The organism is Aquamicrobium sp. NLF2-7, from assembly GCF_022359935.1.
GTDB lineage: Bacteria > Pseudomonadota > Alphaproteobacteria > Rhizobiales > Rhizobiaceae > Mesorhizobium > Mesorhizobium lusatiense.
The window spans coordinates 740071-766947 of sequence record NZ_JAKSED010000001.1 but is presented as its reverse complement, the minus strand read 5'-3'; the positions used below and the strand labels follow the sequence as shown (position 1 = coordinate 766947).

At 61.7% G+C, this 26877-nt stretch carries 28 protein-coding genes; 19 read left to right on the top strand and 9 right to left on the bottom strand.

The annotated features are described in order from the left end of the window. Positions 1-18: 18 nt before the first annotated feature. Positions 19-1539 (bottom strand): HAMP domain-containing sensor histidine kinase, encoded by a 1521-nt coding sequence (locus MIC97_RS03840; RefSeq protein ID WP_239798921.1) that lies wholly within the window; start codon positions 1537-1539, stop codon positions 19-21. 145 nt (positions 1540-1684) lie between these two features. Here MIC97_RS03840 and MIC97_RS03835 point away from each other — a divergent pair, with 145 nt between their 5' ends. From MIC97_RS03835 to MIC97_RS03820, 4 genes are all read left to right on the top strand, one after another. Further along, a complete protein-coding gene (locus MIC97_RS03835; protein ID WP_239798920.1) occupies positions 1685-2233 on the top strand; it encodes a thermonuclease family protein in 549 nt (182 codons plus the stop codon). A gap of 57 nt (positions 2234-2290) precedes the next feature. Beyond that, positions 2291-2902: a glutathione S-transferase gene (locus MIC97_RS03830; protein WP_239798919.1), complete on the top strand. Its 612-nt coding sequence runs from the start codon at positions 2291-2293 to the stop codon at positions 2900-2902. Between the two features lie 14 nt (positions 2903-2916). Next, positions 2917-3549, top strand: a complete 633-nt coding sequence (locus MIC97_RS03825; RefSeq protein WP_239798918.1) for a uracil-DNA glycosylase family protein — start codon at positions 2917-2919, stop codon at positions 3547-3549. A 107-nt stretch (positions 3550-3656) separates the two neighbouring features. Beyond that, positions 3657-4148 carry an Lrp/AsnC family transcriptional regulator gene (locus MIC97_RS03820; protein ID WP_239798917.1) on the top strand — a complete coding sequence of 164 codons (492 nt, stop codon included), beginning with the start codon at positions 3657-3659 and terminating at the stop codon, positions 4146-4148. A gap of 34 nt (positions 4149-4182) precedes the next feature. On the opposite strand, the gene MIC97_RS03815 is transcribed toward MIC97_RS03820, so the two are convergent. The 4 genes from MIC97_RS03815 to MIC97_RS03800 all read right to left on the bottom strand — a co-directional run bounded on the left by MIC97_RS03815 (position 4183) and on the right by MIC97_RS03800 (position 8063). After that, the gene (locus MIC97_RS03815) at positions 4183-4737 is read right to left on the bottom strand and encodes a hypothetical protein (protein WP_239798916.1); all 555 of its coding nucleotides are present in this window, start codon (positions 4735-4737) and stop codon (positions 4183-4185) included. A gap of 143 nt (positions 4738-4880) precedes the next feature. Continuing rightward, on the bottom strand, positions 4881-5969 hold the full coding sequence (locus MIC97_RS03810; protein WP_239798915.1) for a TIGR01620 family protein: 1089 nt from the start codon (positions 5967-5969) through the stop codon (positions 4881-4883). Continuing rightward, positions 5966-7441 carry a YcjX family protein gene (locus MIC97_RS03805; RefSeq protein WP_239798914.1) on the bottom strand — a complete coding sequence of 492 codons (1476 nt, stop codon included), beginning with the start codon at positions 7439-7441 and terminating at the stop codon, positions 5966-5968. Before MIC97_RS03805 ends, MIC97_RS03810 begins: the two co-directional genes overlap by 4 nt. 118 nt (positions 7442-7559) lie before the next feature. Beyond that, positions 7560-8063 (bottom strand): histidine phosphatase family protein, encoded by a 504-nt coding sequence (locus MIC97_RS03800; protein ID WP_239798913.1) that lies wholly within the window; start codon positions 8061-8063, stop codon positions 7560-7562. A 183-nt stretch (positions 8064-8246) separates the two neighbouring features. Between MIC97_RS03800 and dksA the strand changes: the two genes are divergently transcribed. Continuing rightward, positions 8247-8663 carry an RNA polymerase-binding protein DksA gene (dksA, locus tag MIC97_RS03795; protein ID WP_183830602.1) on the top strand — a complete coding sequence of 139 codons (417 nt, stop codon included), beginning with the start codon at positions 8247-8249 and terminating at the stop codon, positions 8661-8663. 181 nt (positions 8664-8844) lie between these two features. Here dksA and MIC97_RS03790 read toward each other — a convergent pair whose 3' ends face one another. Further along, entirely contained in the window at positions 8845-9558 is a 714-nt protein-coding gene (locus MIC97_RS03790) for a flagellar biosynthetic protein FliO (protein ID WP_239798912.1), read from the bottom strand. A 250-nt stretch (positions 9559-9808) separates the two neighbouring features. On the opposite strand from MIC97_RS03790, the gene MIC97_RS03785 reads away from it, so the two are divergent. Next, positions 9809-12406: a PAS domain-containing sensor histidine kinase gene (locus MIC97_RS03785; RefSeq protein WP_239798911.1), complete on the top strand. Its 2598-nt coding sequence runs from the start codon at positions 9809-9811 to the stop codon at positions 12404-12406. A 30-nt stretch (positions 12407-12436) separates the two neighbouring features. Here MIC97_RS03785 and MIC97_RS03780 read toward each other — a convergent pair whose 3' ends face one another. Continuing rightward, positions 12437-12742, bottom strand: coding sequence for a ribbon-helix-helix domain-containing protein (locus tag MIC97_RS03780; RefSeq protein WP_183830568.1), 306 nt, complete (start codon positions 12740-12742; stop codon positions 12437-12439). Between the two features lie 240 nt (positions 12743-12982). Here MIC97_RS03780 and MIC97_RS03775 point away from each other — a divergent pair, with 240 nt between their 5' ends. From MIC97_RS03775 to MIC97_RS03765, 3 genes are all read left to right on the top strand, one after another. Beyond that, a complete protein-coding gene (locus MIC97_RS03775; protein WP_239798910.1) occupies positions 12983-13378 on the top strand; it encodes a VOC family protein in 396 nt (131 codons plus the stop codon). An 87-nt stretch (positions 13379-13465) separates the two neighbouring features. Beyond that, positions 13466-13996, top strand: coding sequence for a twin-arginine translocation signal domain-containing protein (locus MIC97_RS03770; protein ID WP_239798909.1), 531 nt, complete (start codon positions 13466-13468; stop codon positions 13994-13996). Positions 13997-14044: 48 nt separating this feature from the next. After that, positions 14045-15616, top strand: a complete 1572-nt coding sequence (locus MIC97_RS03765) for a GMC family oxidoreductase (protein ID WP_239798908.1) — start codon at positions 14045-14047, stop codon at positions 15614-15616. A 54-nt stretch (positions 15617-15670) separates the two neighbouring features. Here MIC97_RS03765 and MIC97_RS03760 read toward each other — a convergent pair whose 3' ends face one another. Together MIC97_RS03760 and MIC97_RS03755 are read right to left on the bottom strand one after the other, a co-directional pair. Continuing rightward, positions 15671-16006 carry a hypothetical protein gene (locus MIC97_RS03760; protein WP_239801019.1) on the bottom strand — a complete coding sequence of 112 codons (336 nt, stop codon included), beginning with the start codon at positions 16004-16006 and terminating at the stop codon, positions 15671-15673. Between the two features lie 50 nt (positions 16007-16056). Further along, the gene (locus tag MIC97_RS03755; protein ID WP_239798907.1) at positions 16057-16638 is read right to left on the bottom strand and encodes a hypothetical protein; all 582 of its coding nucleotides are present in this window, start codon (positions 16636-16638) and stop codon (positions 16057-16059) included. Between MIC97_RS03755 and MIC97_RS03750 the strand changes: the two genes are divergently transcribed. The 10 genes from MIC97_RS03750 (at position 16618) to lpdA (ending at position 26847) form a co-directional block, all read left to right on the top strand. Then, the gene (locus MIC97_RS03750) at positions 16618-17490 is read left to right on the top strand and encodes a VOC family protein (protein ID WP_239798906.1); all 873 of its coding nucleotides are present in this window, start codon (positions 16618-16620) and stop codon (positions 17488-17490) included. The two genes, MIC97_RS03755 and MIC97_RS03750, sit on opposite strands and share 21 nt — an antisense overlap. Beyond that, positions 17487-18332, top strand: coding sequence for a 3-deoxy-8-phosphooctulonate synthase (kdsA, locus tag MIC97_RS03745; protein WP_239798905.1), 846 nt, complete (start codon positions 17487-17489; stop codon positions 18330-18332). The genes MIC97_RS03750 and kdsA overlap by 4 nt, the downstream gene beginning before the upstream one ends. 110 nt (positions 18333-18442) lie before the next feature. After that, on the top strand, positions 18443-19717 hold the full coding sequence (gene eno / locus MIC97_RS03740; RefSeq protein ID WP_239798904.1) for a phosphopyruvate hydratase: 1275 nt from the start codon (positions 18443-18445) through the stop codon (positions 19715-19717). A gap of 147 nt (positions 19718-19864) precedes the next feature. Beyond that, the gene (locus tag MIC97_RS03735; RefSeq protein ID WP_183830544.1) at positions 19865-20176 is read left to right on the top strand and encodes a septum formation initiator family protein; all 312 of its coding nucleotides are present in this window, start codon (positions 19865-19867) and stop codon (positions 20174-20176) included. Between the two features lie 182 nt (positions 20177-20358). Beyond that, positions 20359-21399, top strand: coding sequence for a pyruvate dehydrogenase (acetyl-transferring) E1 component subunit alpha (gene pdhA / locus MIC97_RS03730; protein ID WP_239798903.1), 1041 nt, complete (start codon positions 20359-20361; stop codon positions 21397-21399). Between the two features lie 12 nt (positions 21400-21411). Next, entirely contained in the window at positions 21412-22803 is a 1392-nt protein-coding gene (locus tag MIC97_RS03725; protein ID WP_239798902.1) for a pyruvate dehydrogenase complex E1 component subunit beta, read from the top strand. An 18-nt stretch (positions 22804-22821) separates the two neighbouring features. Further along, entirely contained in the window at positions 22822-24192 is a 1371-nt protein-coding gene (locus MIC97_RS03720; protein ID WP_239798901.1) for a pyruvate dehydrogenase complex dihydrolipoamide acetyltransferase, read from the top strand. A gap of 6 nt (positions 24193-24198) precedes the next feature. Further along, complete coding sequence (locus MIC97_RS03715) at positions 24199-24801, top strand: SGNH/GDSL hydrolase family protein (RefSeq protein ID WP_239798900.1); 603 nt, start codon at positions 24199-24201, stop codon at positions 24799-24801. Between the two features lie 2 nt (positions 24802-24803). Further along, the gene (locus MIC97_RS03710; protein WP_239798899.1) at positions 24804-25385 is read left to right on the top strand and encodes an N-acetyltransferase; all 582 of its coding nucleotides are present in this window, start codon (positions 24804-24806) and stop codon (positions 25383-25385) included. A 16-nt stretch (positions 25386-25401) separates the two neighbouring features. After that, positions 25402-26847, top strand: a complete 1446-nt coding sequence (gene lpdA, locus MIC97_RS03705; RefSeq protein ID WP_239798898.1) for a dihydrolipoyl dehydrogenase — start codon at positions 25402-25404, stop codon at positions 26845-26847. Positions 26848-26877: the final 30 nt, after the last annotated feature.

The following is a 26877-nucleotide window of genomic DNA, read 5'->3' as shown; positions in this document are numbered from 1 at the left end:
CTTTCCTGCCAGCCGGCCCTACCAGCCGGCATTGGCTGCCACCTTCGTGGGCATCGCCGGAAGCTCTTCCATGACGCGGGAAGGCGGGAAGATGACGATGGCTTCCGTGCCTTCGCGCAGTTTCGAGTGCAGCTCGAACTCGCCGCCATGCATGGCAACGAGGCCCTGCACGATGGGCAGCCCGAGGCCAGTGCCCTGTTCGGCGCTCTTGATCGCTATCGTGCCTTGGCCGAACGCGGACAGCACGACGGGAATCTCGTCCTGCGGGATGCCCGGGCCATTGTCCTTCACCGAAATGTACTGGCCGCCGCCAGCGGTCCAGCCGACGCGCACGCGGACTTCCCCACCGCTCGAGGTGAACTTGATGGCGTTGGAGAGAAGATTGAGCAGGATCTGGCGGATCGCGCGCTCGTCCGCGTAGAGGCGCGGCAGCGTCGGCTCGAACTGCTGCACGATGCGAATGCCCTTGTTGCGGGCTCTGAGTTCCATCATGTGGCAGGTGTCTTCGGCCAGCATCGTCAGGGTGACGGCTTCTTCCTGCAGCTGATAACGGCCGGCCTCGATGCGGGACAGATCGAGGATTTCGTTGATCAGGTTCAGCAGATGCTGTCCTGAATCGTGAATGTCGCCGGCATATTCGCGGTAGTTCTTGTTGCCGACTGGTCCCAGCACCTCATTGGCCATGACTTCGGAGAAACCCAGAATGGCATTCAGCGGCGTGCGAAGCTCGTGGCTCATCGAAGCCAGGAACCGTGACTTGGCGAGGTTTGCTTCTTCGGCGCGGTGACGGGCTTCGTCCGACATGGCCTTGGCCGTTTCCAGTTCGGCGATCAGCTCATCCTTCTGCGATCGGAACGACAGCATCATCACCGATGAATGTTTCAGATGACTGGCCACATAGGACAGGAACGGAAGGGCGATGATCAGCAGCGCCAGCATCATCACCTCCACCGGCGAGGCCGGCCATGTCGCGCCCCAGGCGTAGGCCAGAACGGGCAGGGCGAATGTGGCGATGAGCGCGCCGCTGATGGACGACGTGAGGATGGCCGTGGCAGCCATGGCAAGAAGCAGCGTCACCGCCTTGACGACATGGAACTGGTCGAGCGTGCAGGCGGCGCAACCCATCAGACCGAAAACCGCCCAGCCGATGCCGGAGATCACATGCGCGATCAGATAATTGCGCGTGGCGGCTCCGGGGTCGATAAGGGCGGCATCGGTTACATTGTAGCGTCGGGACAGGATCAGCAGGGGGCTGAGGCACGCCAGCGCCAGCGCACCCCAGAGCAGCATTGCCAGACCCATGCCCGCTGCCAGACCAGCGACGGAGACAAGCAGAATGAGTGCCGGTATGAAAAATGCGCCGCTGAGCATGGAGTGCGCATGCAGCTTCAGCATTTCGCGGTCGAAATCGGGGTTGCCGGCCTGTTGCGCCAGACGGTCGCGGGTTTTGCGGACAGCGCGGGCCACATCGCTGTTGCGATGCGGTTGGCGGCGGTCCACAATATTCTTGTCCGCTGTTGTTGAGCGTTGCAACGGCATTCTAAGGGTTCAATCTATGCGGCCAGCATGGTCTGCCAACACGCTACGATCGAATGCTTAAGACTTTGTTTGCCATATGAGCAGATCGCGTTCCCGCAACGGAAGCCGATATCGAAATCCGCGCTCGCGCAGTCCGGCGAGGCGTATGCTCGACTATGGGCTGACCATTCTGCTGTTCGGAATTCTAGCATTCGTGGCGTCGCGGCTGGATCAGGCCAATACGCGCACCGAGCAGGGTGCGGCCCGCATCGTCGACGGCGATTCCATCGAACTGGACGGATTGCGCGTGCGCCTGCGCGGCATCGATGCTCCCGAATACAAGCAGATGTGCAAACGGGGCGGCCATGACTATGCCTGCGGGCGGCAATCGCGCGAGGCGCTGCTGCGGATGACCGATCGCAGGACCGTCGCATGCACGGGGTGGCGAAACGATCAGTATGGGCGTCTTCTTGGTGATTGTTCGGCCGATGGGGTGGATCTCAACCGCGAGATGGTCGCGCAGGGATGGGCCGTCGCCTATGGCGATTTCGAGCGTGAGGAGGCGAAGGCCCGTTCGGCAAAGCTGGGCCTCTGGGCAGGCGAGTTCGAAAAGCCACGGCAATGGCGCGACCGTCAGGGCGGACGGGTCGAGCCGGCTCATGACAATCTCGCCGCGGTCGGCGACTGGCTGCGGGAAATATTTCGTTTCTGGTGAGCGCAACCCTATATAGCGGCGGTGTCCGCTGTGCATTTCGGGAACAGGGAGAGAAGGATGAAGCTGTTCGATGGCGGGCGGGCGCCAAATCCGCGCAGGGTACGGGTTTTTCTGGCCGAAAAGGGCATCGAGGTGCCCATCGTGCCTGTCGACATGGGCGCAATGGAGCATCGCAGCGAGCAGGTGCGCTCGCGCAATCCGCTGCAGGGCTTGCCGGTTCTGGAACTGGATGACGGAACGATCCTCACCGAAACCGTCGCCATCTGCCGCTATTTCGAGGAGATCCAACCCGCGCCGCCGCTGTTCGGGGAGGGCGCGGTTGGCAAGGCTCTGGTGGAGATGTGGCAAAGGCGTGTGGAACTGGAGCTGTTCATGCGGGTGGCGCATTCCTTCCGCCATATCCATCCGGCCATGAAGGAGTGGGAGGTTCCCCAGATTCCGGAATGGGGCGAAGCGAACAAGCCCAAAGTGACGAAATTCCTGCATTTCCTTGACGGTGAGCTCGCCAATCGCGAATTCATTGCCGGCGATGCCTATACAATTGCCGACATCACCGGCCTGATCGCGATCGATTTCATGAAACCGGCCCGCATCGCCCTGCCGGATGACTGCGTCCATGTGCGGCGCTGGTATGAAGCCGTTTCGGCACGTCCGAGTGCTGCCGCCTGATCATGGGCGCAAGCGTGGCACGCCGCGAAACCGGCGACGAGCTTGCCACGCTGACGGCACAGGTGCGCGCCTGCCGCATATGCGTGGAGGCGCCGCTGGGGCGGCCCCTGCCGCATGAGCCGCGCCCGGTTCTGGTGCCTTCCCCGACGGCGCGCATCCTCATCGCCAGCCAGGCGCCGGGCACCAGGGTTCACCTGAGCGGCGTGCCGTTCACGGATGCCTCGGGCGACCGGCTGCGCTCGTGGCTGGGCGTCAGCAGCGCCGAGTTCTACGATCCGTCCAGGTTCGCAATCGTACCCATGGGCTTCTGCTTTCCGGGGCAGGATGCCAAAGGCGGAGACCTGCCGCCCCGGCGCGAATGCGCACCTGCGTGGCGCGGGCAGCTCATGGAGCTGATGCCCCAGCTCGACCTGATCCTCACAATCGGCCTCTATGCGCAGAAGTGGCATATGGGCTCCCTGCGACAGGGTTCGCTGACCGATACGGTGAAGGACTGGCGCGGAATCTGGGAGGCGCAAAGCCCGGTCAAAGTGCTGCCCTTGCCGCATCCTTCATGGCGTAACACCGGCTGGCTGAAGCGCAATGCATGGTTTGAAACCGAATTGCTGCCTTTCCTGCAGGCGGAAATCAGACGCCGGCTCGAATAAGTTTTTGAGAATTTATCACTCGCAATTTGCCAGTATGACGGAATTTCTTTCTTGTGCGGCGGGTCATAATCACTAAAAATTGGGCAACTTTTCTACAAGGAGCGCCCATGGACCGCCTCGACCGAAAAATTTTGCGCCTCTTGCAGGAGGATGCCACCCTGGCCGTCGCCGACGTCGCCAAGAAGGTTGGCCTTTCCACGACGCCGTGCTGGCGCCGTATCCAGAAGCTGGAGGAAGAAGGGGTCATCAAGCGCCGCGTGGCCATTCTGGACCCGGTGCGGGTTAATGTGCGAGTGAACGTTTTCGTCTCCATCCGCACCAATTCACACAGCCACGAATGGCTGCGCCGGTTTTCCGAGGTGATTCAGGAGTTTCCGGAAGTGGTCGAGTTCTACCGCATGAGCGGCGATGTCGACTATCTGCTTCGCGTGGTGGTGCCGGATATCGCGGCTTACGATGCGTTCTACAAGCGCCTCATCGCCAAGATCGAAATCCGGGACGTTTCATCGGCCTTCGCCATGGAGCAGATCAAGAACACGACCGAGCTGCCGCTCGACTACATGGTTCTGGACAAGGAATCGGGATCCAGCGGGGGCTGATGCGCCCAACATCGTTGAATCCGGGGCAGGCTCGTCAGTTCTTGGCGAGCTTGCCGACCGGAGCGCCTTCGATACGCTTCAGATTGACGCCGATAACCGGCACCACCTGCTTGTCGACTTTCACCGATACGGTGACGATCATCGACTGATCGTCGGGGATGCGGGCCTGCATCACGCCGTTGAGTTCCTTGCGGTTGATGGCGAAGACGACCTTGCGCGGGTCGACGACATTGCCGGCGATGATGTCGAGCCCTTCGCCGGCGGCGCCACCCATGAAGGTGCCCTTGTAGCCGGTGCGGCCCTTGTGTTCGACCGTGGCTTTCATCTGCTGCGTGAAGACGCCGACGCGGCAGGAGCCGTCCAGGGTCATGCCGACCTTCACCTCGGGCGACGAGCCGGTGAATGTGCAGGTGAACTTGGTGCCCTTGTATTTGCCCGCGACGATTTCGCCGGGGCCGACCCATTTGCCTTCGACCGACTGAAAGAACTGCTTGTCGCGTTCGCCGGCGGAGCCGGTTGCCGGGAGAATTGCGGTTGCCGAAATGGCGAGAGCCAGCGGCAGCATTGAAGACACGATTACGCTTTTCATCGAGGATACCCGGCAACGAAATACTGAGAGGAACCTTGTCCGAACCATGAACAAGAATGGTTAATGGTTTCTCACCATATGCCCGAGAATTCGAATTTTCGCCAGAGCTGTCATCTGTAAAGCGTCCCGATGCCTGAAGCGTCTCAGGCGGATGGCGACTTTTCCGTGCTGTTGCCCTTGCCGGCGAATGAGGTGAGGGCGGAGAGAAAATCGCCCATTCCCGGCCGCCGCAACGCGTGGAACGGCAGGGGCCGGGTGGTGTCCATGGCGGCCAGGCCGATGCGCGCCGTCAGCATGCCGTTGACGACACCTTCGCCAAGCTTCGCAGACAGCCGTGCGGCCACGCCGTGGCCGAGTATCTGCTGCACGAAGCCGTCGCCCAGCGCGATCGAGCCGGTGATGGCCAGATGCGCGAGCACGCCGCGCGCAAGGCGGAAGAAGCCCAGCGTACCGGGTCGTCCGCCATAGAGTTCCGAAAGCCTGCGGATCAGCCGCGCCGCCTCGAAGGCAACATAGGCGATGTCGACAACGGCGCGCGGGCTTATGGCCGTGACCAGCGAGACGCGCTTGGCGGCGTCGAGGATCATGATTTTCGCACGGGCATCCAGCGGTGCGAGGATTTCGGTTTCCGCAATTCGTATGAGGTCGGCGCTGTCGATGATCTCGCCATCCAGTTCGTCCAGCGCACGGCGGCCGGCAGCCGTTTCCGGTCTTGCAGCGACAAAGGAGGACAGTTCGGCCACCACGGCGCGGGCCGCTTTGGGATCGTTGCGGTCAATGGCGTCCTGCGCGCGCTTCTGTATCTTTTCCACCTCCGCGAGGCGGGAGATGGCGATGAATTCGCGCGCGAGAACGATGATGAGCGCGATGGCGCCGATCGCGGCTGCAAGCGCCGCCAGCCAGCCGAGCCACGGTGCACGCTCGAACAGCGAGCGGATCAGCCCGTCGATCCACAGGCCAATGGCAAGCGATACGAGCAACCCGGCAGCGCCTGCCAGAATTCGCGCCGCCACGGAGCGTTTGCGTGGCGCTGTGGCGGGCGGCGGCACAATCGCGGCTTCATCCGGTGCCTCGAAGATGTCGTGCCCGTCCGGAACGGCGACGGCGACTTCGACCGGTGCGGCGCGCGGCCTGCGTGGCGGCTGGGCGGGATGCTGGATCTCTTCTGCGGCTTTCCTTGTCGGTTCCGGCGCCACGGGGAAAGCGGATGGTTTGCGGGGTTCGTTGCTCATGCCAGCCGGTCTCCGATCAGGAACTGCAGGGCGCGATCGAGCCTGATATGGGGCAGGGAGAGGGTGACGCCCTCGGCGGTGCGTTCAAGCCTTGGCGGGCGAAAGCGGACAAAGCGGATGGCGGGATCGGTTTCGTCCTGACGATGACCGTTTGCGGTTTCAAAAACGGAATCAACTTTCTCCGGCAAGTCACCGGGAAATATGGCTGTTTCCGTTTCGCCGTCGAAGATCTGGCCGCCGATCGTTTCTCCGGCCAGCGGTGTGCCGAGAATGACGGGCAGCGTGTCGCGACCCTGCTTGACCGTGCCTTCGCGCGTGGCGCGGATGGCAGCCATGGCGACAACGTCGACATTGGCGCCGGTGAAATTGGCGCGGGCGATGGCGCGATCCGCCAGACGCCGCACGATCGCCTGCAGCCGGTCGTGGCTTTCGTGGTGCAGATGGTCGGCCTTGGTGGCGGCAATCAGGATGCGGTCGATGCGCCGCGACACCAGATCGGTCAGGATATTGCCGCGGCCGGGCCGGAAGCAGGCCAGGATTTCCGTCACCGCGCGCTCCAGATCCGCCATTGCGCCAGGCCCGGCATTGAGCGCCTGCAAGGCATCGATGAGAACGATCTGCCGGTCGAGCCGGGTGATGTGCTCGCGGAAGAAGGGTCGCACTACGTGAGTTTTATAAGCCTCGTAGCGGCGCTCCATCATGGCGCGCAGAGACCCCGGTTTTGCGCGGCGCTCTTCGTTTGGCGTCAGAGGGGCAAAGGTGAGCGCGGGCGAGCCCTCGAGGTCGCCCGGCATCAGGAAGCGGCCGGGTGGCAGCGTGGACAGGGCGCGGTCGTCGAGCTTGCAGGCCTTCAGATAGGCCGCGAAGCTTTCCGACAGGCGGCGGGCAGTAACTTCATCGGACGCCGCATCCGGATCGACGGATGCGGAAAGATCGCGCCACTCCCGCGAAAGATCAGCACGGACCGGAAGCTCTGCCATTTCAAACGCTTCGCGTGAAAAGTCAGCGTAAGACTTGCCGAGCAGCGGCAGGTCGAGCAGCCACTCGCCGGGGTAGTCCACAATGTCGAGCGACAGCTTTCCGGCCGAGAACATGCGGCTCCAGCCGGAAGCGGATTCATATTCGATCGTCAGCCTGAGTTCCGAAATGGCGCGTGTCGACTCCGGCCACAGCAGGTCGTTGACCAGCGTAGCGATGTGATCTTCATACTGGAAGCGCGGCACGGCATCGTCGGGCTGCTCCTCCAGAAAGGCGCGAGCGATGCGGCCGGATTTCTGCGCCTCGAACAGCGGCAGGCGTCCGCCATGCAGCAGGTTGTGGACGAGGGAGGAGATGAAGACGGTCTTGCCGGCGCGCGACAGGCCGGTGACGCCAAGGCGCAGGGTGGGGGTGAAAAGCCCGGTCGCGCGGCCGGAGAGCGTGTCGAGCGCGATGCGCGCTTCATCCGTGAATGTCGTCAGCGAAGATGCCAATTCGGTTCCTAAAACTCGTCCATCTGGCTGAAATCATGAATTATTCAGGATTGCGAACGCGTATGAAAGCCTGATTTCAGGGTCGATATAGGGTGCCGGTCGGGGCTTTGTAATAGGCTCAGACGCTGACGGGTGTCAGAAATGCCTGAAGATAGCCTTTGCCGGGACCAGCCTCCTCCAGATTGCCGTCAAACTTCAGGACGGCAAGACCAGCCGTTGGAAAGCCGTGGTTCAGCGTATCGAGTGCTCCCGGTTCTCCATCGCCGGATATGGCCAGGGTCAGGTCTTCCATCATGGGATTATGGCCGATGACCAGAATCGAGCCGAAGTGGCCGTAGGCGCGCACGGTTTCAAGGTAGAAAGCAGCATCTTCCGTATAGAGCGCTTCCAGAAGAATGACCCGGCCGGTATCGAGGCTGCCGGCGATGCCCTCCAGAGTTTCCTGGGCCCTGCGTGCTTTCGAGCACAGGGTGAGGTCCGGTTGGTAGCCGCATTTGCGCATCACGTCGCCGGTCATGGCGGCTTCCTCGCGGCCAGTGGCATCGAGCGGACGATCGAAATCGCACATCCCGGGCTGAGCCCAGCCCGCCTTTGCGTGCCTGAGGAGATAGAGTTTGGCCACCAGCCCTCCCGCCTGTACCTGCCTTAGAAGGATTATCGTTTGACGGCCGCGAGCGCAACGCCTCTGGCCGATGTCGCACAGCAACAGGATTATACGTTCGTGTGATGAGGTGAGTACAGGCTTGTGCGGGGCAGTTTAGGTGAATATATAGGCGCCAATTCTTGGGGCTGTCGGGTGAGTCGAATGAATCAAAACCTTACTGCCGATTACGTACCCTCCGAAGACGAGCCGTTCATGAATGACCGGCAGAAGTCTTATTTCCGCGGCAAGCTGATCGCATGGAAAAACGATATCCTGCGAGAGGCACGGGAGACCCTTGAGATTCTCCAGCAGGAAAACGCAAATCTTCCTGATCTGGCGGACAGGGCCTCCTCGGAAACCGATCGTGCCATCGAGCTCAGGGCACGCGACCGCCAGCGCAAGCTGATATCGAAGATCGATTCGGCACTGCAGCGGATCGAAGAGGGCACTTACGGCTATTGTGAAGAAACAGGTGAGCCGATTTCGCTGAAGCGGCTGGATGCGCGTCCTATCGCGACCTTGTCCATCGAGGCGCAGGAACGTCATGAGCGTCGCGAGAAGGTTTATCGGGACGATTGATGATACCTCTTCTCTGATAGCAAAAAGGCCGCCCGGGAGGCGGCCTTTTTGATTCTGTGATTATGTGCCCGATCTCAACGCGTTGTCGCGATCCTTCTGATGGGCTCCTTCCGAAGCTAAGCTCCCGTTTCTGCGCATATCGTTTATCCCGAAACCGGTTCTCAGTTTCGGGCGATATGCGTCAGCGCCTGGTCGTCGACAATTCACCGAGAAGCCGCGACATTTCATCATCGGGAGTCTGGAGCCTTTGCGGGGGCTCGACGGCTGGTTCACCGAGAGAAAGTGTGAGTTCATCCACAAGCGAAGCGTCGAGCGCGTCTTCTACTGAATGCCGATGCTGCTGTGGCTGCTGAGCCGCCGGAGCGGGCCGGGGCGATGCGACGGCAGCCACCTGCGGTGCGACGTAGCTGTTTTCCGATGGCCGTGGCTGTGGCGAGGGTGCCGCCGGACGTGCAGGCGCTGGAACCTGCGGCTGGGGAGCAACTGGCTGGCGTTGCTGCACGGGCTGGGGTGGAGGAGCAGCTTTGGGCGACTGGGACTGAAGCTGGGGCTGGGGCGTAAAAGCCGGCTCCGCGACTGGCGTTGTGCGTTTGGCGCTGGCCAGCCTGATGTCGCGCTCGACCACCACATCGGTCGGCCCGCCGATGAGAATCAGGTGCTCGACATCGTCGCGGCGAACCAGAACCAGCCGCCTGTGGCTGTCCACGGCGGTGGCGTCCATGACGGCGAGACGCGTCTTGCGGTTGCGCCCGCCTGCAACGAAGGTTCCGAAGTTCATGCTGCGGATCATCTTCACGATGAACAGCACAGCCACAAACGCGGCCAGCGCAACCAGAACCCAGAAAATGGCGGCGCCATATCCGTTTCCGCCAGCGCTATCGAGAAAATCAGGCATCGGCACCCCCGGAAGTGTGGCCAAGACGCAAGGATGGCCAAATAAATCAAACATGACAGTAGAACGCAGTGATGCGCCACCGCAAGTTGCCAGCCCGGTTTATCAACGTGGGGACCGGCATTTGCGAAGGAGTTTTCACGTTCCGGGGGCATTTTACGCAGAGAGTTGCCCCTTTGGCCTTTTCCGGGCAAGGAGAATATGATTCAACCGCCCGGATCGGAACAGGGCAGGAATCGTAAGCAGGGGGCAAATGGCCAAGGACGCGCGCGGCGATTTCTATCCGATGCCGATGGTAGATCAGGATACACGGCCCGGAACGGTAACGCGGCTTATCATCTTCATCCTTATCCTGATTGCCTCGGCCATTGTTTTCGGGCTGTTTCGGGAACGCTTTGGCGATCCGTTTCTGCTCGGCATGCTCGGCGTGCTGGCGATGATCGGCGTCGGTTTCCTGTTCGCGACGGCGATCGGCTTCATCCAGATCGCGCCGCGCTCGACCGGCGACGAGCTCTCCAAGGCCTTCGTCGATTCGATGGCGCAGGGCCTCGTTGTCACCGATGCGAAGAACCGCATCATCTACGCCAACCGTGCCTATGCCGAGATGACCGGCGCGGCCTCGGCTGCCGATATCAGAACCGTTGAAAGTCTGCTGTCGGATGCGCCCGAAGCTTCTTCCGTCATCTATCGGCTGGCCGGCGGTTTGCGGGATGGCCAGCATGGCGATGGCGAGTTTCGCCTCAGCCAGGCTATTCGTCCCGGCGCCGAAGTCGGCGCGCGGTGGTATCGGATCGAAGCGCGCGCGTTTCGCATTCCCGGCCAGCGTCAGCCGTTCAATGCGTGGAAACTGGCCGACATTTCCCGTGAGCGCGAAGAGCAGGAGCGTTTCTTCCTCGACCTGCAAAAGGCCATCGACCATCTCGACAATGCGCCGGCCGGTTTCTTCTCCACCGATCAGGATGGCCGCGTCACCTATGTGAACGCCACTCTGGCGGAATGGCTGGGCATCGATCTGGCGAGCTTCACGCCGGGCGTGGTCACGCTCTCCGACATCGTGGCCGGTGACGGCATGGCGCTGGTGCGCTCGGTACGTCCCGATCCCGGCACCGTCCGCAACGCGGTGATCGACCTCGATCTGACGACGATGAAGGGCGAGGCGCTGCCTGTGCGCTTCCTGCATCGCGCCACCGTCAATCGCGACGGACATGCCGGACCGGCGCGCACCATTGTGCTCAACCGCACGGAAGGCGAGGATTCGTCCGCCGATCTGCGGGCTTCGGAGGTGCGTTTCACGCGCTTCTTCAACTCCACACCCATGGCAATTGCCGGCGTCGATCAGGCGGGACGTATTCTGCGCACCAATGCGCCGTTCCTGTCGCTGTTCGCCTCGGCGGTTGATCGCGATGCGCTGGACCGACGCGTGCGCCTCGATGCGGTTATCCATGAGCGCGACCGGCCGGCGTTCGAGACAGCGCTTGAGAAGGCCCGCCAGCGGCAGGCCGACATTGCGCCGATCGACACGGTTCTGCCCGACAATGAAGAGCGGCACATCCGCTTCTATGTGAATGCCGTTGCCGATGGTGACGGCGCCGAGGAAGCGGCGATCGTCTATGCGGTGGAAACCACCGAGCAGAAGGCGCTTGAAGCGCAGATGGCCCAGAGCCAGAAGATGCAGGCGGTCGGCCAGCTTGCCGGCGGCATCGCGCATGACTTCAACAACGTGCTCACCGCCATCATCATGGCTTCGGACCTGCTGCTGACCAATCACCGTCCGTCCGATCCGTCCTTCCCGGACATCATGAACATCAAGCAGAACGCCAACCGCGCGGCCTCGCTGGTGCGGCAGCTGCTGGCCTTCTCGCGCAAGCAGACGCTGCGGCCGGAGGTGCTGACGCTGACAGACGTTCTGGCCGATCTGCGCATGCTGCTTGCCCGTCTGGTCGGCAACGACATCAAGCTGCGTATCGATCATGGTCGCGATCTGTGGCCGGTGAAGGTGGATATCGGCCAGTTCGAGCAGGTGGTTGTTAATCTCGCGGTGAATGCGCGCGACGCCATGCCCGAAGGTGGCGAGCTCACGGTTCGCACCCGCAATGTGACGACCGATGAGGCGAAGACCTTCCCGTATCGCGAACTGGAAGCCGGCGATTATGTGCTGGTCGAGGTCGAGGATAACGGCAGCGGCATTCCCGCAGAGGTGCTGAAGAAGATTTTTGAACCCTTCTTCACCACCAAGGAGGTCGGCAAGGGCACGGGCCTCGGCCTTTCCATGGTCTACGGCATCATCAAGCAGACCGGCGGCTTCATCTTCTGCGATTCGGAAGTGGGCAAGGGCACCACTTTCCGCATCTTCCTCCCGCGTCACGTTCCGGTCATTGCTGCGCAGCCCGCGGCCGGCGCGGACCAGAAAGCGATCGCTGGCGGAGCGGAAGCTCCTGCTGCTGCGGTTCAGGCGAAGACAGATGCCGCGAGAGACCTTTCCGGTTCGGCGACGGTTCTGCTCGTCGAGGACGAGGACGCGGTGCGCATGGGTGGGGTGAGGGCGCTGACCTCACGTGGTTACACCGTGCATGAAGCTTCCTCGGGCGTCGAGGCGCTGGAACTGTTCGAAGAGTTGGACGGCAAGGTGGATATCGTCGTTTCCGACGTCGTCATGCCGGAAATGGACGGCCCGACCCTTCTGGGCGAACTGCGCAAGCGCCAGCCCGATATCAGGTTCGTGTTCGTATCGGGCTATGCCGAGGACGCGTTCGCCAAAAACCTGCCCGAGGATGCACAATTCGGCTTCCTGCCGAAGCCGTTCTCCCTCAAGCAACTGGCCACGGTGGTCAAGGAAGTGCTGGAAGGCTGAATTTCTCAGCGTTCCTGAAGAGGCGGCAGACTATGCCGCCTCGCGCTTCAGGGCGGCCACTTCCTCGGCCATCGGTCTGGAACCGCGCAGGTAGAGCGCGCAGGTGGTGCGCAGCATCGAGGCGAAATTCGGCACTTCTCCACGAAGCTCAAGCGCCTCGTCATACAGCTTCGAGATGAATTTCGGCGTCGTCAGCCCCTGGCTTTCGGCAATTTCATCCAGCAATGCCCAGAACGTCGCTTCGATCTGGATGCTGGTCGAATGTCCGCCGATGCGGATCGACCTGTTGATGGGGCGATAGCCCTCCGGGTCCTGTTCTGCAAACACTCTGCACATGATCGGCCTCCCTGTCATTCTGCTCACGCCGCTTTCAGCAAGCAGCAAGCGACGTGAGCCTGAAATTCCTGTTCCTGAAGGAACAGTTCTGGACTTGTGCGCGCCATTCTGGGTCCAAAATTCTCAAACAGCAATCGCACTTCTACATTCGTGAACGGTGGTAACCCACTGCCACCCTATTTGTCCGCCCGGTTGCATAATCAGCGAAAGGTCGGATGCGAACGAAAGGCGCGGCACAGTTTGGCAAAGGCAATCCACAGCATGATCCGGGTTCTCGACGAGACCCGGTCCGTCAGCTTTTACAACAAGGCATTCGGGCTCGATGTAGCGCAAAGGCTCGATTTCGAGACTTTCACGCTCATCTATCTCTCCAATGCGGAGACGGAGTTCGAGCTGGAGCTCACCGTCAACAAGGGGCGCACGGAGCCTTATCAGCTGGGCGACGGCTATGGCCATCTGGCGGTGTCCGTTGCCGATCTCGACAGCGAGCATGGCCGGATGGGCGCTCTCGGCCTCAGCCCGAAGAACATCGTCGAATTCAGCCATGCGGGTGCGCCCGTGGCGCGGTTCTTCTTCATCGAGGATCCGGACGGATACAAGATCGAGGTGCTGCAGCGCGGAGGCCGCTTCAGGTAACCGACGGCACAGGAGGTCAGGCCGCACGGGAGGTGCGGAGCCAGCCACAGCGTCTTTCAGGCGCTCCAGCAAGCAAGGGAGGAAGAAATGGTAACGGTATACACGGGCAAGCAGGGCCTTTCACGGCGCGAATTGCTCAAACGCGGCGGCGTCGGGGCGCTGCTTGTCGTCACCGGCAGCGCGGTGATCAGCCCGCGGCATGCGTGGGGTCTGGAGACCTCGGCGCTCAAGCCGGAGACGATGGCAACGCTGATCCAGATGGCGCGGGACATCTATCCGCACGATCAGGTGCCCGACAGGTTCTACGCCATCGCCGTGAAGACCCATGACGAGCAGGCCGCCAAGGATGCCGTGCACAGGGATCTCATCGAAAACGGCATTGCAGATCTCGACAAGCGCGCCGGCGAAGACGGCTACCGCGGGCTCGGCTGGGAAGAAGAGCGCGTCGACGTGCTCAGGCAGATCGAGGATACGCCCTTCTTCCAGGCGATCCGCGGTGGTCTGGTGGTGGGTCTCTACAATCAGAAAGAGCTGTGGCCGATCTTCGGCTACGAGGGCGAGTCCTACTCGAAGGGCGGTTACATCAACCGCGGCTTCGACGACATCGAGTGGCTCTGACCCCTCCGAAATCTCCACAGCCAGACTACGGATACATGGGAGGAAACCATGGCAGCACCTTATGATCTGAACGACGACAGCGTCGTCGTCATCATCGGCTCCGGCGCGGGCGGCGGAACGCTCGGCAACGAGCTTGCCCAAAAGGGCATCGACGTCGTCATTCTCGAAGCCGGCAACCGCATCGAATATGAGGACTTCATCAACGACGAATGGGACAGCTTCGCCCAGCTCTCATGGGGCGATCCGCGCACCGCATCGGGAGGATGGCGCGTGGCCAAGGATTTTCCGGGCCTGCCTGCCTGGATCGTCAAGGCCGTGGGTGGCACCACCACGCATTGGGCCGGTGCGTCGCTGCGTTTTCAGGAGCATGAGTTCAGGACGCTGACCCATTACGGCAAGGTCGAGGGCGCCAATCTTCTCGATTGGCCGCTGACGCTCGCCGAACTCGAGCCCTACTATGCAAAGGCCGAGGACAAGATGGGCGTGACCCGCACCAACGGCATCGAGGGGCTGCCCGGCAACAACAATTTCAAGATCATGAAGGCCGGGGCGGACAAACTTGGCTACAAGGAATGCCACACCGGCAACATGGCCATCAATTCGGACTTCCGCGACGATCGCATGGCATGCCAGCAGACCGGGTTCTGTTTCCAGGGCTGCAAATGGGGCGCGAAATGGTCGACGCTCTACACCGAAATCCCCAAGGGCGAAGAGACCGGAAAGCTGGAGGTGCGGCCGAACAGCCATGTCGTCAGGATCGAGCATGACGACAGCGGCAAGGTCACCGGCGTCGTCTATGCCGACAAGGACGGCAAGCTGCAGGAGCAGAAGGCGCGCATCGTCTGCGTGGCCGGCAACTCCATCGAAAGCCCGCGGCTTCTGCTGAACTCCGCTTCGGCGAAATTCCCGGACGGTCTGGCGAACTCCTCGGGGCAGGTCGGCAAGAACTACATGCGTCACACCACCGGCACCGTCTATGCCATTTTCGACAAGCCGGTGCACTTCTATCGCGGCACGACCATGGCCGGCATTGTGCGTGACGAGGCGCGGCATGATCCGTCACGTGGCTTTGTCGGTGGGTACGAGCTGGAGACGCTGGCTCTCGGCATTCCCTTCATGGCCGCCTTCCTCAATCCGGGCGGCTGGGGCAGGGGCTTCACCACGGCCCTCGACCACTACGACCATCTGGCCGGCATGTGGATCGTGGGCGAGGACATGCCGCAGGAGCAGAACGCCATCAGGCTCCATCCCACCCTCAAGGACCAGTACGGCATGCCGGTGGCGGATGTCTGGTTCACCGACCATCCCAACGACATCGCCATGCGCAATCATGCCTACAGGCAGGGCGCTGCGATCTACGATGCCGTGGGCGCGACGCGCACCATGCCGACGCCGCCCTATCCCTCGACCCACAATCTCGGCACCAACCGCATGAGCGAAAAGGCATCCGATGGCGTGGTCAACAAGCACGGCCAGACGCACGACATCCAGAACCTGTTCGTGTCGGACGGCAGCCAGTTCACCACCGGCGGCGCGGAGAACCCGACGCTGACCATCGTGACGCTTGCGATCCGGCAGGCCGACTACATCGCCGGGGAAATGGCGGCAAAGAACATCTGAGGCGTTCCTTCTTGTGACCGGCCCCCGAACAGTTGCCTGTTCGGGGGCCATTCATCATTTTGTGATGGTGCAGGTCGAAGCGGTGAAGGATCCATGCGGCTGGCGCATGATGATGTCGAACGAGGCCGAGGCCGGATCGAGGGATGTCACCTGTGTCAGCGATACGCTGTTGCCGCCGGCGGTGAAGCCGCCAAGCGGGCCCAGCCAGGAAATCTCGCCATTCTGCTCGATCTGGTAGTTGTAGCCCTGCTGCGGGATCGGGAAATATGCCGGGCCGCTATAGACATTGCCCCTGATCGTGATGTCGCCGAGGCTGAGGAACTGCCCCAGCAGATAGACCTCGCAATGATAGATGCCGTCGGGCAGTTGCTGCGCTGCGGCGGCAGGCATGACCGCCGCGAAAATCGCCGCAAAGCTCGCTGCAAGGGCTCGAAAGCTCTTCATCTCGTTCGCCAGTTTGTTCTGTGCAGAGCAGTATATCCGCTTCTCAGTGCCGGATGACTATAATTATCTGCAAAATCGCGTAACGGCCAGAAGCCGGCACAAGAATGGCGCAGGGCAAATTGCATGTTATTCTTTCGGCTGGTCATAGTGAGTCGGCCGTGTTTCCGCGTCAGCCGGAAATGAAATTGGGAAGGCGCGAAGGCGCCTGCAAGCTCTGCGCAAGCCATTCTGCCTAAATTTCTTTCCGTGTCTGGGAGTTGTTCCAAGGGGTTGGGCAAACGGGCAAGGGGAAATGAATGGAGCGATTTCTCGAAGACCACCAGAAACGGCGGCTGACTGACCGTTTCGATATACTCACGGCCATCAACATATTGAAATCGCAGGGTTATGAGGACGATGAACTGATCCGGGAAATCATTCGCGTCTTTTACGTCGATCTCGATACCTATGAGGAAGTCCTGAAACAGGCCCGCGCGGCGTGAAGAATTCTGCGGTTTCATCGATGCTGTTCCGCCTGCCTGCTTGAACGCGCCAGCGGAATGAGGCAAACCGCAGCGATGGTGCGCCTCCTCGATCATCTTGTGCTGCCGATCGCCGATCTTGATGCGGCGCGAACCCGGCTGGACCGGCTGGGCTTTACGGTGGCGCCTCGCGGCATTCACCCCTTCGGAACCGGCAATTGCTGCGTCTATTTCGCAGACGGAACTTTTATCGAGCCGCTGGTCGTTGTCGATGAGCACGCGGCTGAAGCGGCGGTGAAGAGCGGAAACGTGTTTGTCGCACGCGACCGTTCCTATCGACAGGTGTTCGGCCCTGAGGGTTTTTCGGCGGTCGTCTTTGCAGGCGATAACGCCGATGACGAACATCGGGCTTATGTTGAAGCGGGGATTTCAGCCGGCGACCGTCTGGACTTCTCAAGACCCTTTATCGATGCCGCCGGAGCCAGCGATACTGCTTCCTTCCGTCTTGCCTTCGCCGCCTTGCCTGAAACGCATGGAGCCTACGTTTTCACTTGCCAGCGGGTGAATTCACCGAAGGTCGACCGATCGGCTCTTGAGCAGCATGAGAATGGCGTGACGCGCATCTGCGAAATTATCGCCGTAAGCGATGATCCGGCGCGGGCCGCGGGCTTTCTGCGGCTGAGTGCGGGTTATGATCGTTCAGGCACATCGGATAGCGCGGTGCCTGATCTGCCGAATGCGGGTCTACGCGTCCTCACCGCCGGCCAATATGCTGAAAAGACCGGCCTTGCGCCGCGCGGGCATGGCCTGCTTTCCTTTGAAGCCGTTGTTTTTTGCGTGCGTGACATCGAGGCGCTGTGGAAGGGGCTTGTGTCGCGTGGCATCGATCACGACATTCGCGAGGGTCAGGTGGTTGTCGCACCCGCACCGGGGCAGGGCGCCACTTTCATATTTCAGGAGTCTGCATGACCACGCTCGATAAAGCGGTGCCCAACAGCGCCGTGAAAGCCGGAACCGTAATCTTCGACAACAGCGCCCCGCTGGCGCTGATTGCCGGCCCCTGCCAGCTTGAGACACGGCAGCACGCCTTCGACATGGCTGGTGCGCTGAAGGAACTGACCGGCAAGCTTGGCATCGGCCTCGTCTATAAGACCAGCTACGACAAGGCCAACCGCACATCGCTCTCCGGCAAGCGTGGCGCCGGTCTCGAAGCCGCGCTGCCGATCTTTGACGACATCCGCAAAGAGTTCGGCCTGCCGGTTCTGACCGATGTCCACACCGAAGAGCAGTGCGCCATCGTCGCCCCGCATGTCGATATTCTCCAGATACCAGCTTTCCTCAGCCGCCAGACCGACTTGCTGATCGCGGCGGCGAACACCGGCAAGGTCGTGAACGTCAAGAAAGGGCAGTTTCTCGCGCCCTGGGACATGAAGAATGTCGTCGCCAAGATCGTCGCTTCCGGCAATTCCAATGTGCTGGTTACGGAGCGCGGCGCCTCCTTCGGCTACAACACGCTGGTTTCGGACATGCGCGCCCTGCCGATCATGGCCGAGCTTGGCGCGCCGGTGATCTTCGACGCCACTCACTCCGTGCAGCAGCCGGGCGGACAGGGCGGCTCGTCGGGCGGCGAGCGGCGGTTCGTGGAAACGCTGGCGCGGGCGGCGGTGGCTGTCGGCGTCGCGGGTGTGTTCATCGAAACGCATGAAGACCCCGACAATGCGCCCTCCGACGGTCCGAACATGGTGCCGCTGAAGGATCTGCCGCGTCTGCTGGAAAAGCTGATGGCGTTCGACCGCATAGCCAAGGGGTGAGGCCCTTTCCGAGGAAAGCGGCCGCTGACGCAAAGGAAGCGATTGCCTTTTGGCCCCCTGATTGGCTATGACGTGGCCCATCTTTTCAACTGACGGAACGGGGATTTCGAATGACCGCTATTGTCGATGTCGTAGGCCGCGAGATTCTCGATAGCCGGGGCAACCCGACCGTCGAAGTCGATGTCGTGCTCGAAGATGGCTCCGTGGGCCGCGCAGCTGTGCCTTCCGGCGCTTCCACCGGCGCGCATGAGGCTGTCGAGCTTCGTGACGGCGGGCCGCGCTATCTAGGCAAGGGCGTGGAAAAGGCGGTCGAGGCCGTCAATGGCGAGTTGTTCGAGGCGATCGGGGGGCTCGAAGCCGAAGAGCAGATCCACATCGACCGCACCATGATCGAGCTGGACGGCACGCCGAACAAGAGCCGCCTCGGCGCCAACGCCATTCTCGGCGTCTCGCTGGCAGTTGCCAAGGCCGCGGCGGAGTCCGCCGGCCTGCCGCTCTATCGCTATGTCGGCGGTGTGAATGCCCATGTGCTTCCCGTTCCGATGATGAACATCATCAACGGCGGCGCCCATGCCGACAATCCGATCGACTTCCAGGAATTCATGATCATGCCGGTCGGCGCGTCCTCGGTGCGCGAGGCCGTGCGCTGGGGCTCTGAAGTTTTCCATACGCTCAAGAAGGGCCTGAAGGACGCCGGTCACAACACCAATGTCGGTGACGAAGGCGGCTTCGCGCCAAACCTGAAGAGCGCGCAGGCCGCACTCGATTTCGTCATGGCTTCCATCGAGAAGGCCGGCTTCAAGCCCGGCGAGGAAATCGCGCTGGCCCTCGACTGCGCTTCGACCGAATTCTTCAAGGACGGCAACTACGTCTACGAAGGCGAGAAGAAGACCCGCGATCCCAGGGCGCAGGCCAAGTATCTGGCCAAGCTTGCGGCCGACTATCCGATCATCTCGATCGAGGACGGCATGGCCGAGGACGACTGGGAAGGCTGGAAGTACCTCACGGAACTGACGGGCAAGAAGGTTCAGCTCGTTGGTGACGACCTGTTCGTGACCAATTCCGCCCGCCTGCGCGATGGCATCCGCATGGGTGTCGGCAATTCGATCCTCGTGAAGGTCAACCAGATCGGCACGCTGTCGGAAACGCTGGACGCGGTCGAAACCGCGCACAAGGCAGCCTACACCGCCGTCATGTCGCACCGTTCGGGCGAGACCGAGGATTCCACCATTTCCGATCTCGCCGTCGCCACCAATTGCGGGCAGATCAAGACCGGCTCGCTGGCGCGCTCGGACCGCACGGCCAAGTACAACCAGCTCATCCGCATCGAGGAGCAGCTCGGCCGTCAGGCACGTTACGCAGGCACGTCGATCCTCAAGGGCTGATCGGCCCCTCAGTATCCATTGCCGAATTGAAAGGGCGGGGGGAGACCCCGCCCTTTTTGCATCTGATGGCCTGTCGACCCGACTGGCTGTAACTGTCCATTAAGCACAATCGGCGACAAGGGAGGGAAAGGAATTCCGGGCCGAACCATGTGGACGCGTCAGTACAAGCAGAGAAAGACCGGACGGCTGATCATTCCCGTCCTGTGCGCGGCGTGCGTGGCCTATTTCGGTTTCCACACCTATCATGGTCAGTATGGCATCAACTCGCGCGAGCGCATCGAGGTGCAGACTGCGCGCCTGCAGGAGCAGCTCGACAAATTGCGGGCCGAACGCAGCGAGCTTGAGAAGCGTGTGCGCCTGTTGCATGATGGCACGCTTGAAAAAGACATGCTGGACGAGCTGGCCAGAAAGACACTCAATATGTCCGGTCCGGACGAAGTGATTATCATGCTGCGCTGAAAAGCCGGTTAACCGAATTTGGGTTAATCACTATAAATTTCAATGAAAATAACCGCTTAGCTGCATGTCAGTCATGCGTTTTCTGCATGGCGCAATGCAAATATGCATGATAGCTTCCTGAAGATCAGTGGGGAGGCAAGTCTCCCACATGTCCGACAAGAGACGCCTACAGGGAGAGATGCATGGCCACCGCAGCCAGAAAAGCGCCTGCCAGATCGAAAGGCGACAGCAAGTCGCCGACCATAGCCGCGCCCAAGCCCGCGGAATTCAGCAAGGAAGATGAACTCGCCGCCTACCGCGAAATGCTGCTTATCCGGCGCTTCGAAGAGAAGGCCGGCCAGCTCTACGGTATGGGTTTCATCGGCGGTTTCTGCCACCTCTATATCGGTCAGGAAGCTGTCGTCACCGGTATGAAGATGGCCCTAATCGAGGGCGACCAGATGATCACCGCCTATCGTGACCATGGCCATATGCTGGCCATGGAGATGTCCCCGCGCGGGGTGATGGCCGAGCTGACCGGTCGTCAGGGCGGCTATTCCAAGGGCAAGGGTGGCTCCATGCACATGTTCTCCAAGGAGAAGCAGTTCTATGGCGGCCACGGCATCGTCGGTGCGCAGGTGCCGCTCGGCACCGGGCTTGCCTTCGCCAACCGTTATCGCGGCAACAAGAATGTGTCGCTGACCTTCTTCGGTGATGGCGCCTCCAACCAGGGGCAGGTCTATGAGAGCTTCAACATGGCCTCTCTCTGGAAGCTGCCGGTCGTCTACATCATCGAGAACAACCGCTACGCCATGGGCACCTCGGTAACGCGCTCTTCGGCCGAGACGGATTTCTCGCATCGTGGCGCATCGTTCAAGATCCCCGGCGTGAAGGTGGACGGCATGGACGTGCGCGCCGTAAAGTCGGCTTCCGACATGGCGGTCGAGTGGTGCCGCAGCGGCAACGGTCCGATCATCCTCGAAATGAACACCTACCGCTATCGCGGTCACTCCATGTCCGATCCGGCCAAGTACCGCTCGAAGGAAGAAGTGCAGAAGATGCGCTCCGAGCATGATCCGATCGAGCAGGTCAAGGCGCGTCTGCTTGAGAAGAAGTGGGCGAGCGAGGAAGAGCTGAAGGCGATCGACAAGGACGTGCGCGACATTGTCGCCGACGCTGCCGAGTTTGCGCAAAACGATCCCGAGCCGGATGCATCCGAGCTCTGGACAGATATCGTACTTTAAGGGAGGGGGCACATGCCGATCGAAATTCTCATGCCGGCGCTCTCGCCGACGATGGAAGAGGGCAACCTCTCCAAATGGCTGAAGAACGAAGGCGACAAGATCGTCGCCGGTGACGTGATTGCCGAAATCGAGACCGACAAGGCTACGATGGAAGTCGAAGCCGTCGATGAAGGCACGCTGGGCAAGATCCTGGTTCCCGCCGGCACCGAAGGCGTCAAGGTGAACGCGCCGATCGCGGTTCTGCTGCAGGATGGCGAAAGCGCCGACGACATCGGCAAGGCTGCCGCTCCTGCTGCCGTGGCCAGTGCAGAGGCGCCGAAAGCTGAAGCGAAGCCCGCGCCGGAGGCTGCAAAGCCTGCACCAGTCGCCGCCGCGCCGAAGATGGAAGTCGCTGCCGACCCCGACATTCCCGCCGGCACCGAAATGGTGTCGATGACCGTGCGCGAAGCCCTGCGCGACGCCATGGCCGAAGAGATGCGCCGCGACGAGAATGTCTTCGTCATGGGCGAGGAAGTCGCCGAATATCAGGGCGCCTACAAGATCACGCAGGGGTTGTTGCAGGAATTCGGCGACCGCCGCGTGGTCGATACCCCGATCACCGAGCATGGTTTTGCCGGCGTCGGCGTGGGCGCTGCCTTTGCGGGCCTCAAGCCGATCGTCGAGTTCATGACCTTCAACTTCGCCATGCAGGCGATCGACCAGATCGTCAATTCGGCGGCCAAGACGCTTTACATGTCGGGCGGCCAGATGGGCGCGCCGATCGTGTTCCGCGGGCCCAACGGAGCGGCGGCGCGCGTGGCGGCCCAGCACTCGCAGTGCTATGCGGCCTGGTACAGCCATATTCCCGGCCTCAAGGTGGTGATGCCCTATACGGCGGCTGACGCCAAGGGCCTGCTCAAGGCGGCCATCCGCGATCCCAATCCGGTGATCTTCCTTGAAAATGAAATCCTCTACGGCCACCATTTCGATGTGCCGAAACTGGATGATTTCGTGCTGCCCATCGGTAAAGCCCGCATCCACAAGAAGGGCAGGGATGTCACGCTGGTGTCCTTCGGCATCGGCATGACCTATGCGATCAAGGCGGAAGAAGAACTGGCGGCGATGGGCATCGATGCCGAGATCATCGATCTGCGTACCATCCGTCCGCTCGATCTCGATACGATCATCGAGTCGGTCAGGAAGACCAACCGGCTGGTCGTGGTCGAGGAAGGTTTCCCGCAGAGTTCGGTCGGCGATCATATCGCCAATCAGGTTTCGCAGCGCGCCTTCGATTACCTTGATGCTCCGGTGATCACCATCGCCGGCAAGGATGTGCCAATGCCTTATGCTGCCAATCTGGAAAAGCTGGCCTTGCCGAATGTCGGCGAAGTCGTCGAGGCGGTGAAAGCCGTCACCTATCGCTAGGCTCCGGGGGAGGACGATATGCCGATCAATATCACCATGCCGGCGCTCTCTCCGACCATGGAAGAGGGCAATCTGAGCAAGTGGCTCGTCAAGGAAGGCGACAAGGTTTCGCCCGGTGACGTGATCGCCGAGATCGAGACCGACAAGGCCACCATGGAAGTCGAGGCTGTCGATGAGGGCACGGTCGCGAAGATCGTCGTGCCGGCAGGCACCGAGGGCGTCAAGGTCAATGCGCTGATCGCTGTTCTTGCCGAAGATGGCGAGGATGTCGCGGCGGCAGCCAAGGCGTCCGGGGATGCACCGGCCAAGGCCGAGGCGCCGAAGGCGGAAGCAAAAATGCAAAGCGCTGCGGCACCCGCCGAAGCGCCGAAGGCTGCGGCTCCTGTCGCGCCGGAAGTGAAGGGTGCTGCTCCAGCCACAGCTGTCACAGCAAAGGACACGGATCGTGTCTTCGCATCGCCGCTCGCACGGCGCATCGCCAAGGATGCCGGTCTCGACCTGTCAGGCGTGTCGGGTTCCGGTCCGCAGGGGCGGGTGGTGAAGGCCGACGTGGAAGCCGCGATTGCCGGGGGCGGAGCGAAGGCTGCTGCCGCACCTGCAACCGCAGCACCTGCCGCTGCTGCTCCCGCGGTCAAGCCGATGTCGGACGACGCCGTGCTGAAACTGTTCGAGGAAGGCTCCTACGAGCTGATCCCGCACGACAATATGCGCAAGACCATCGCAAGGCGTCTGGTCGAGGCGAAGTCGACCGTGCCGCATTTCTACCTGACGGTGGATTGCGAGCTGGATGCGCTGCTTGGCCTGCGCAAGCAGCTCAACGACGCGGCTCCGGTCAGAAAGACTGATAAGGGCGAAGAACCGGCCTACAAGCTCTCCGTCAACGACCTCATCATCAAGGCGCTGGCGCTGGCACTGAAGGAAGTGCCCGACGCCAACGTGTCGTGGACCGAGGGCGCGATGGTCAAGCATCGTCACGCCGATGTCGGCGTTGCCGTCTCCATTCCCGGCGGGCTGATCACGCCGATCGTGCGCAAGGCCGAGGAAAAGAGCCTGTCGTCGATCTCCAACGAGATGAAGGATCTGGCGGCGCGTGCCCGGACCCGCAAGCTGAAGCCGGAAGAGTATCAGGGCGGCACCACGGCAGTGTCGAACCTCGGCATGTTCGGGATCAAAGACTTCGCCGCCGTCATCAACCCGCCGCATGCGACGATCCTTGCCATCGGCGCGGGCGAGCAGCGGGCGGTGGTGAAGGATGGCGAGGTGAAGGTCGCGACGGTGATGTCGGTGACGCTGTCGACCGACCACCGGGCGGTGGACGGGGCGCTGGGTGCCGAACTGATCGGCGCCTTCAAACGTCTTGTCGAAAACCCGATGGGTCTGGTGGTCTGACGACGCATGCGGACGGTGCTCTGCTACGGTGACTCGCTGACCTGGGGCTATGATGCCTCGGGTCCGCGTCGCCATGCGCTGGAGGACCGCTGGCCGGTCGCTCTTCAACGTGAACTCGGTGACGGCGTTCATGTCGTTGCCGAGGGCCTGAACGGGCGCACCACCGCCTTCGATGACAATCTCGTGGGTGCGGATCGCAATGGTGCGCGCTTTCTGCCCACGCTTTTGTCCTCGCATGCGCCGCTTGATCTGGTGATCCTCATGCTGGGCTCCAATGACATGAAGTCGTGGATTCATGGCGATCCCTTCGTCGCCCGGCAGGGCATGCGGCGCCTTATCGCCATCGTGCGCGGTCATGACGATCCGCTCGGCCATCCCGAGCCGAAAGTGCTGATCGTCGCCCCACCGGTGGCTTCTCCCGGCAAGAAGGGAGCGGGTGAGCTTGCCGGCTATTACGAGCAGCTCGCGGATGAGGTGGGTTGCGGGTTTTTCGACGCTTCCGGTGTCTGCGAGGTTTGCCAGATCGACGGCATTCATATGGATGCGGAAAATTCGCGCAGGCTGGGTGAGGCGCTCGCACCGGTGGTGCGCGTGATGTTGGAGCTTTGACCGTGCCGGATGCCATCGCCATCAGGCCCGCACAGAAGAGTGATGCTGCGGAACTCGCCATTCTGGTCGATATTTCGTCTCACGGTTTTGCGTCGTGGTTCTGGTATGGCGCGGTGCTGAACGGCTCGAAGGAAATCGCCTTCGAGGAAGGCCGTTCCTTCATGCGCTCCGATACGCAACCAGCTGCGTGGCGGGATGCCAGCATCGCTGTGGTTGGCGAAGAGATCGCCGGCGTCATCATCGGCCATCCGATCCTGCCTTCAATCCGGGAAGAAACGTCGCCGCACCCCGTTGTCAAGCCGATCCTCGAACTGCAGAAGACGATCGTGGACCACTGGTTCATCGACAGCCTCGGCGTTTACCGCCATCATCGCGGCAAGGGGCTGGGCAAACGGCTGCTTGCGCATGAGATCGTTCGCGCCGGCAACCGGCCGGTGAGCCTGATCACCGAAAGTGACAACGACACCGCGCTTGGACTTTACAAATCGCATGGATTCGCCGAGGTGACGCGACGGCAGGCTGTCCCGCTCACCGCAGATGGCAAGCAACATGACTGGGTGCTGCTGACGCGCAGCGCCGCTTGAGGAAAGGCAAGGATTTATGGCCGAGGCTTACGACGTCATCATCATCGGTTCCGGTCCGGGCGGCTATGTGACGGCCGTTCGCTCCGCGCAGCTTGGTTTCAGGACCGCGATCGTGGAGCGCGAGCATCTGGGGGGCATCTGCCTCAACTGGGGCTGCATTCCCACAAAGGCGTTGCTGCGCTCGGCGGAAATCAAGCATTATGCCGAGAATCCCGGCGCCTATGGCCTGAAGATCGACGGCAAGGTCAGCGCCGACATCGACGCTGTGGTGGAGCGCTCGCGCGGTGTTTCGCGCCGGCTGAACGGCGGCGTCGCCTTTCTGATGAAGAAGAACAAGGTCGACGTTATCTGGGGCGAGGCCAAGCTTTCCAAACCCGGTGAGATCGTCGTTTCCAAAAGCTCCAAAAAGCCGATGGAGCCGCAGAACCCGGTGCCGAAGGGCGTGAAGGGCGAAGGCACCTACACGGCCAAACACATCATCGTCGCCACCGGCGCGCGGCCGCGCGCGCTGCCCGGCATCGAGCCGGACGGCAAGCTGATCTGGAGCTATTTCGAGGCCATGGTGCCGAAGGAAATGCCGAAGTCGCTGCTGGTCATGGGCTCGGGCGCCATCGGCATCGAATTCGCCTCATTCTACCGCACTATGGGCGCCGAGGTGACCGTGGTCGAGGTGATGCCGCAGGTCATGCCGGTCGAGGATACGGAAATCTCCAAGTTTGCCCAAAAGCAGTTCGAGAAGCAGGGCATGAAGATCCTGCTCGAAGCCAAGGTGACGAAGGTCGAGAAGGGCGCGAACTCGATCACCGCCCATGTCGAGACAAAGGACGGCAAGGTCGAGAAGATCACCGCCGATCGCATGATTTCGGCAGTCGGCGTGGTCGGCAACATCGAAAATCTCGGGCTGGAAGCGCTTGGCGTGAAGACCGATCGCGGCTGCGTGGTGGTGGACGGCTACGGCAACACCAATGTGCCGGGCATCTACGCCATCGGCGACGTCGCCGGCCCGCCCATGCTGGCGCACAAGGCCGAGCATGAAGGCGTGATCTGCGTGGAGAAGATTGCCGGCGTACCGGGCGTGCATGGTCTCGACAAGTCGAAGATTCCCGGCTGCACCTATTGCAGCCCGCAGGTGGCATCCGTCGGCCTCACTGAAGCGAAGGCCAGGGCGGAAGGCCGCGACATCCGTGTCGGCCGCTTCCAGTTCGCGGCCAATGGCAAGGCTATCGCGCTCGGCGAGGATCAGGGTCTGATCAAGACCATCTTCGACAAGAAGACCGGCGAGTTGCTGGGCGCGCATATGGTCGGCGCGGAAGTGACCGAGCTGATCCAGGGTTTTGTCGTGGCGATGAACCTCGAAACCACCGAGGAGGAGCTGATGCACACGGTGTTCCCGCATCCGACCCTTTCGGAGATGATGAAGGAAAGCGTGCTTGATGCCTATGGGCGCGCGCTGAACGCCTGAGCCAGCCTTTTCAGGGGCGGGGGAAAGCGA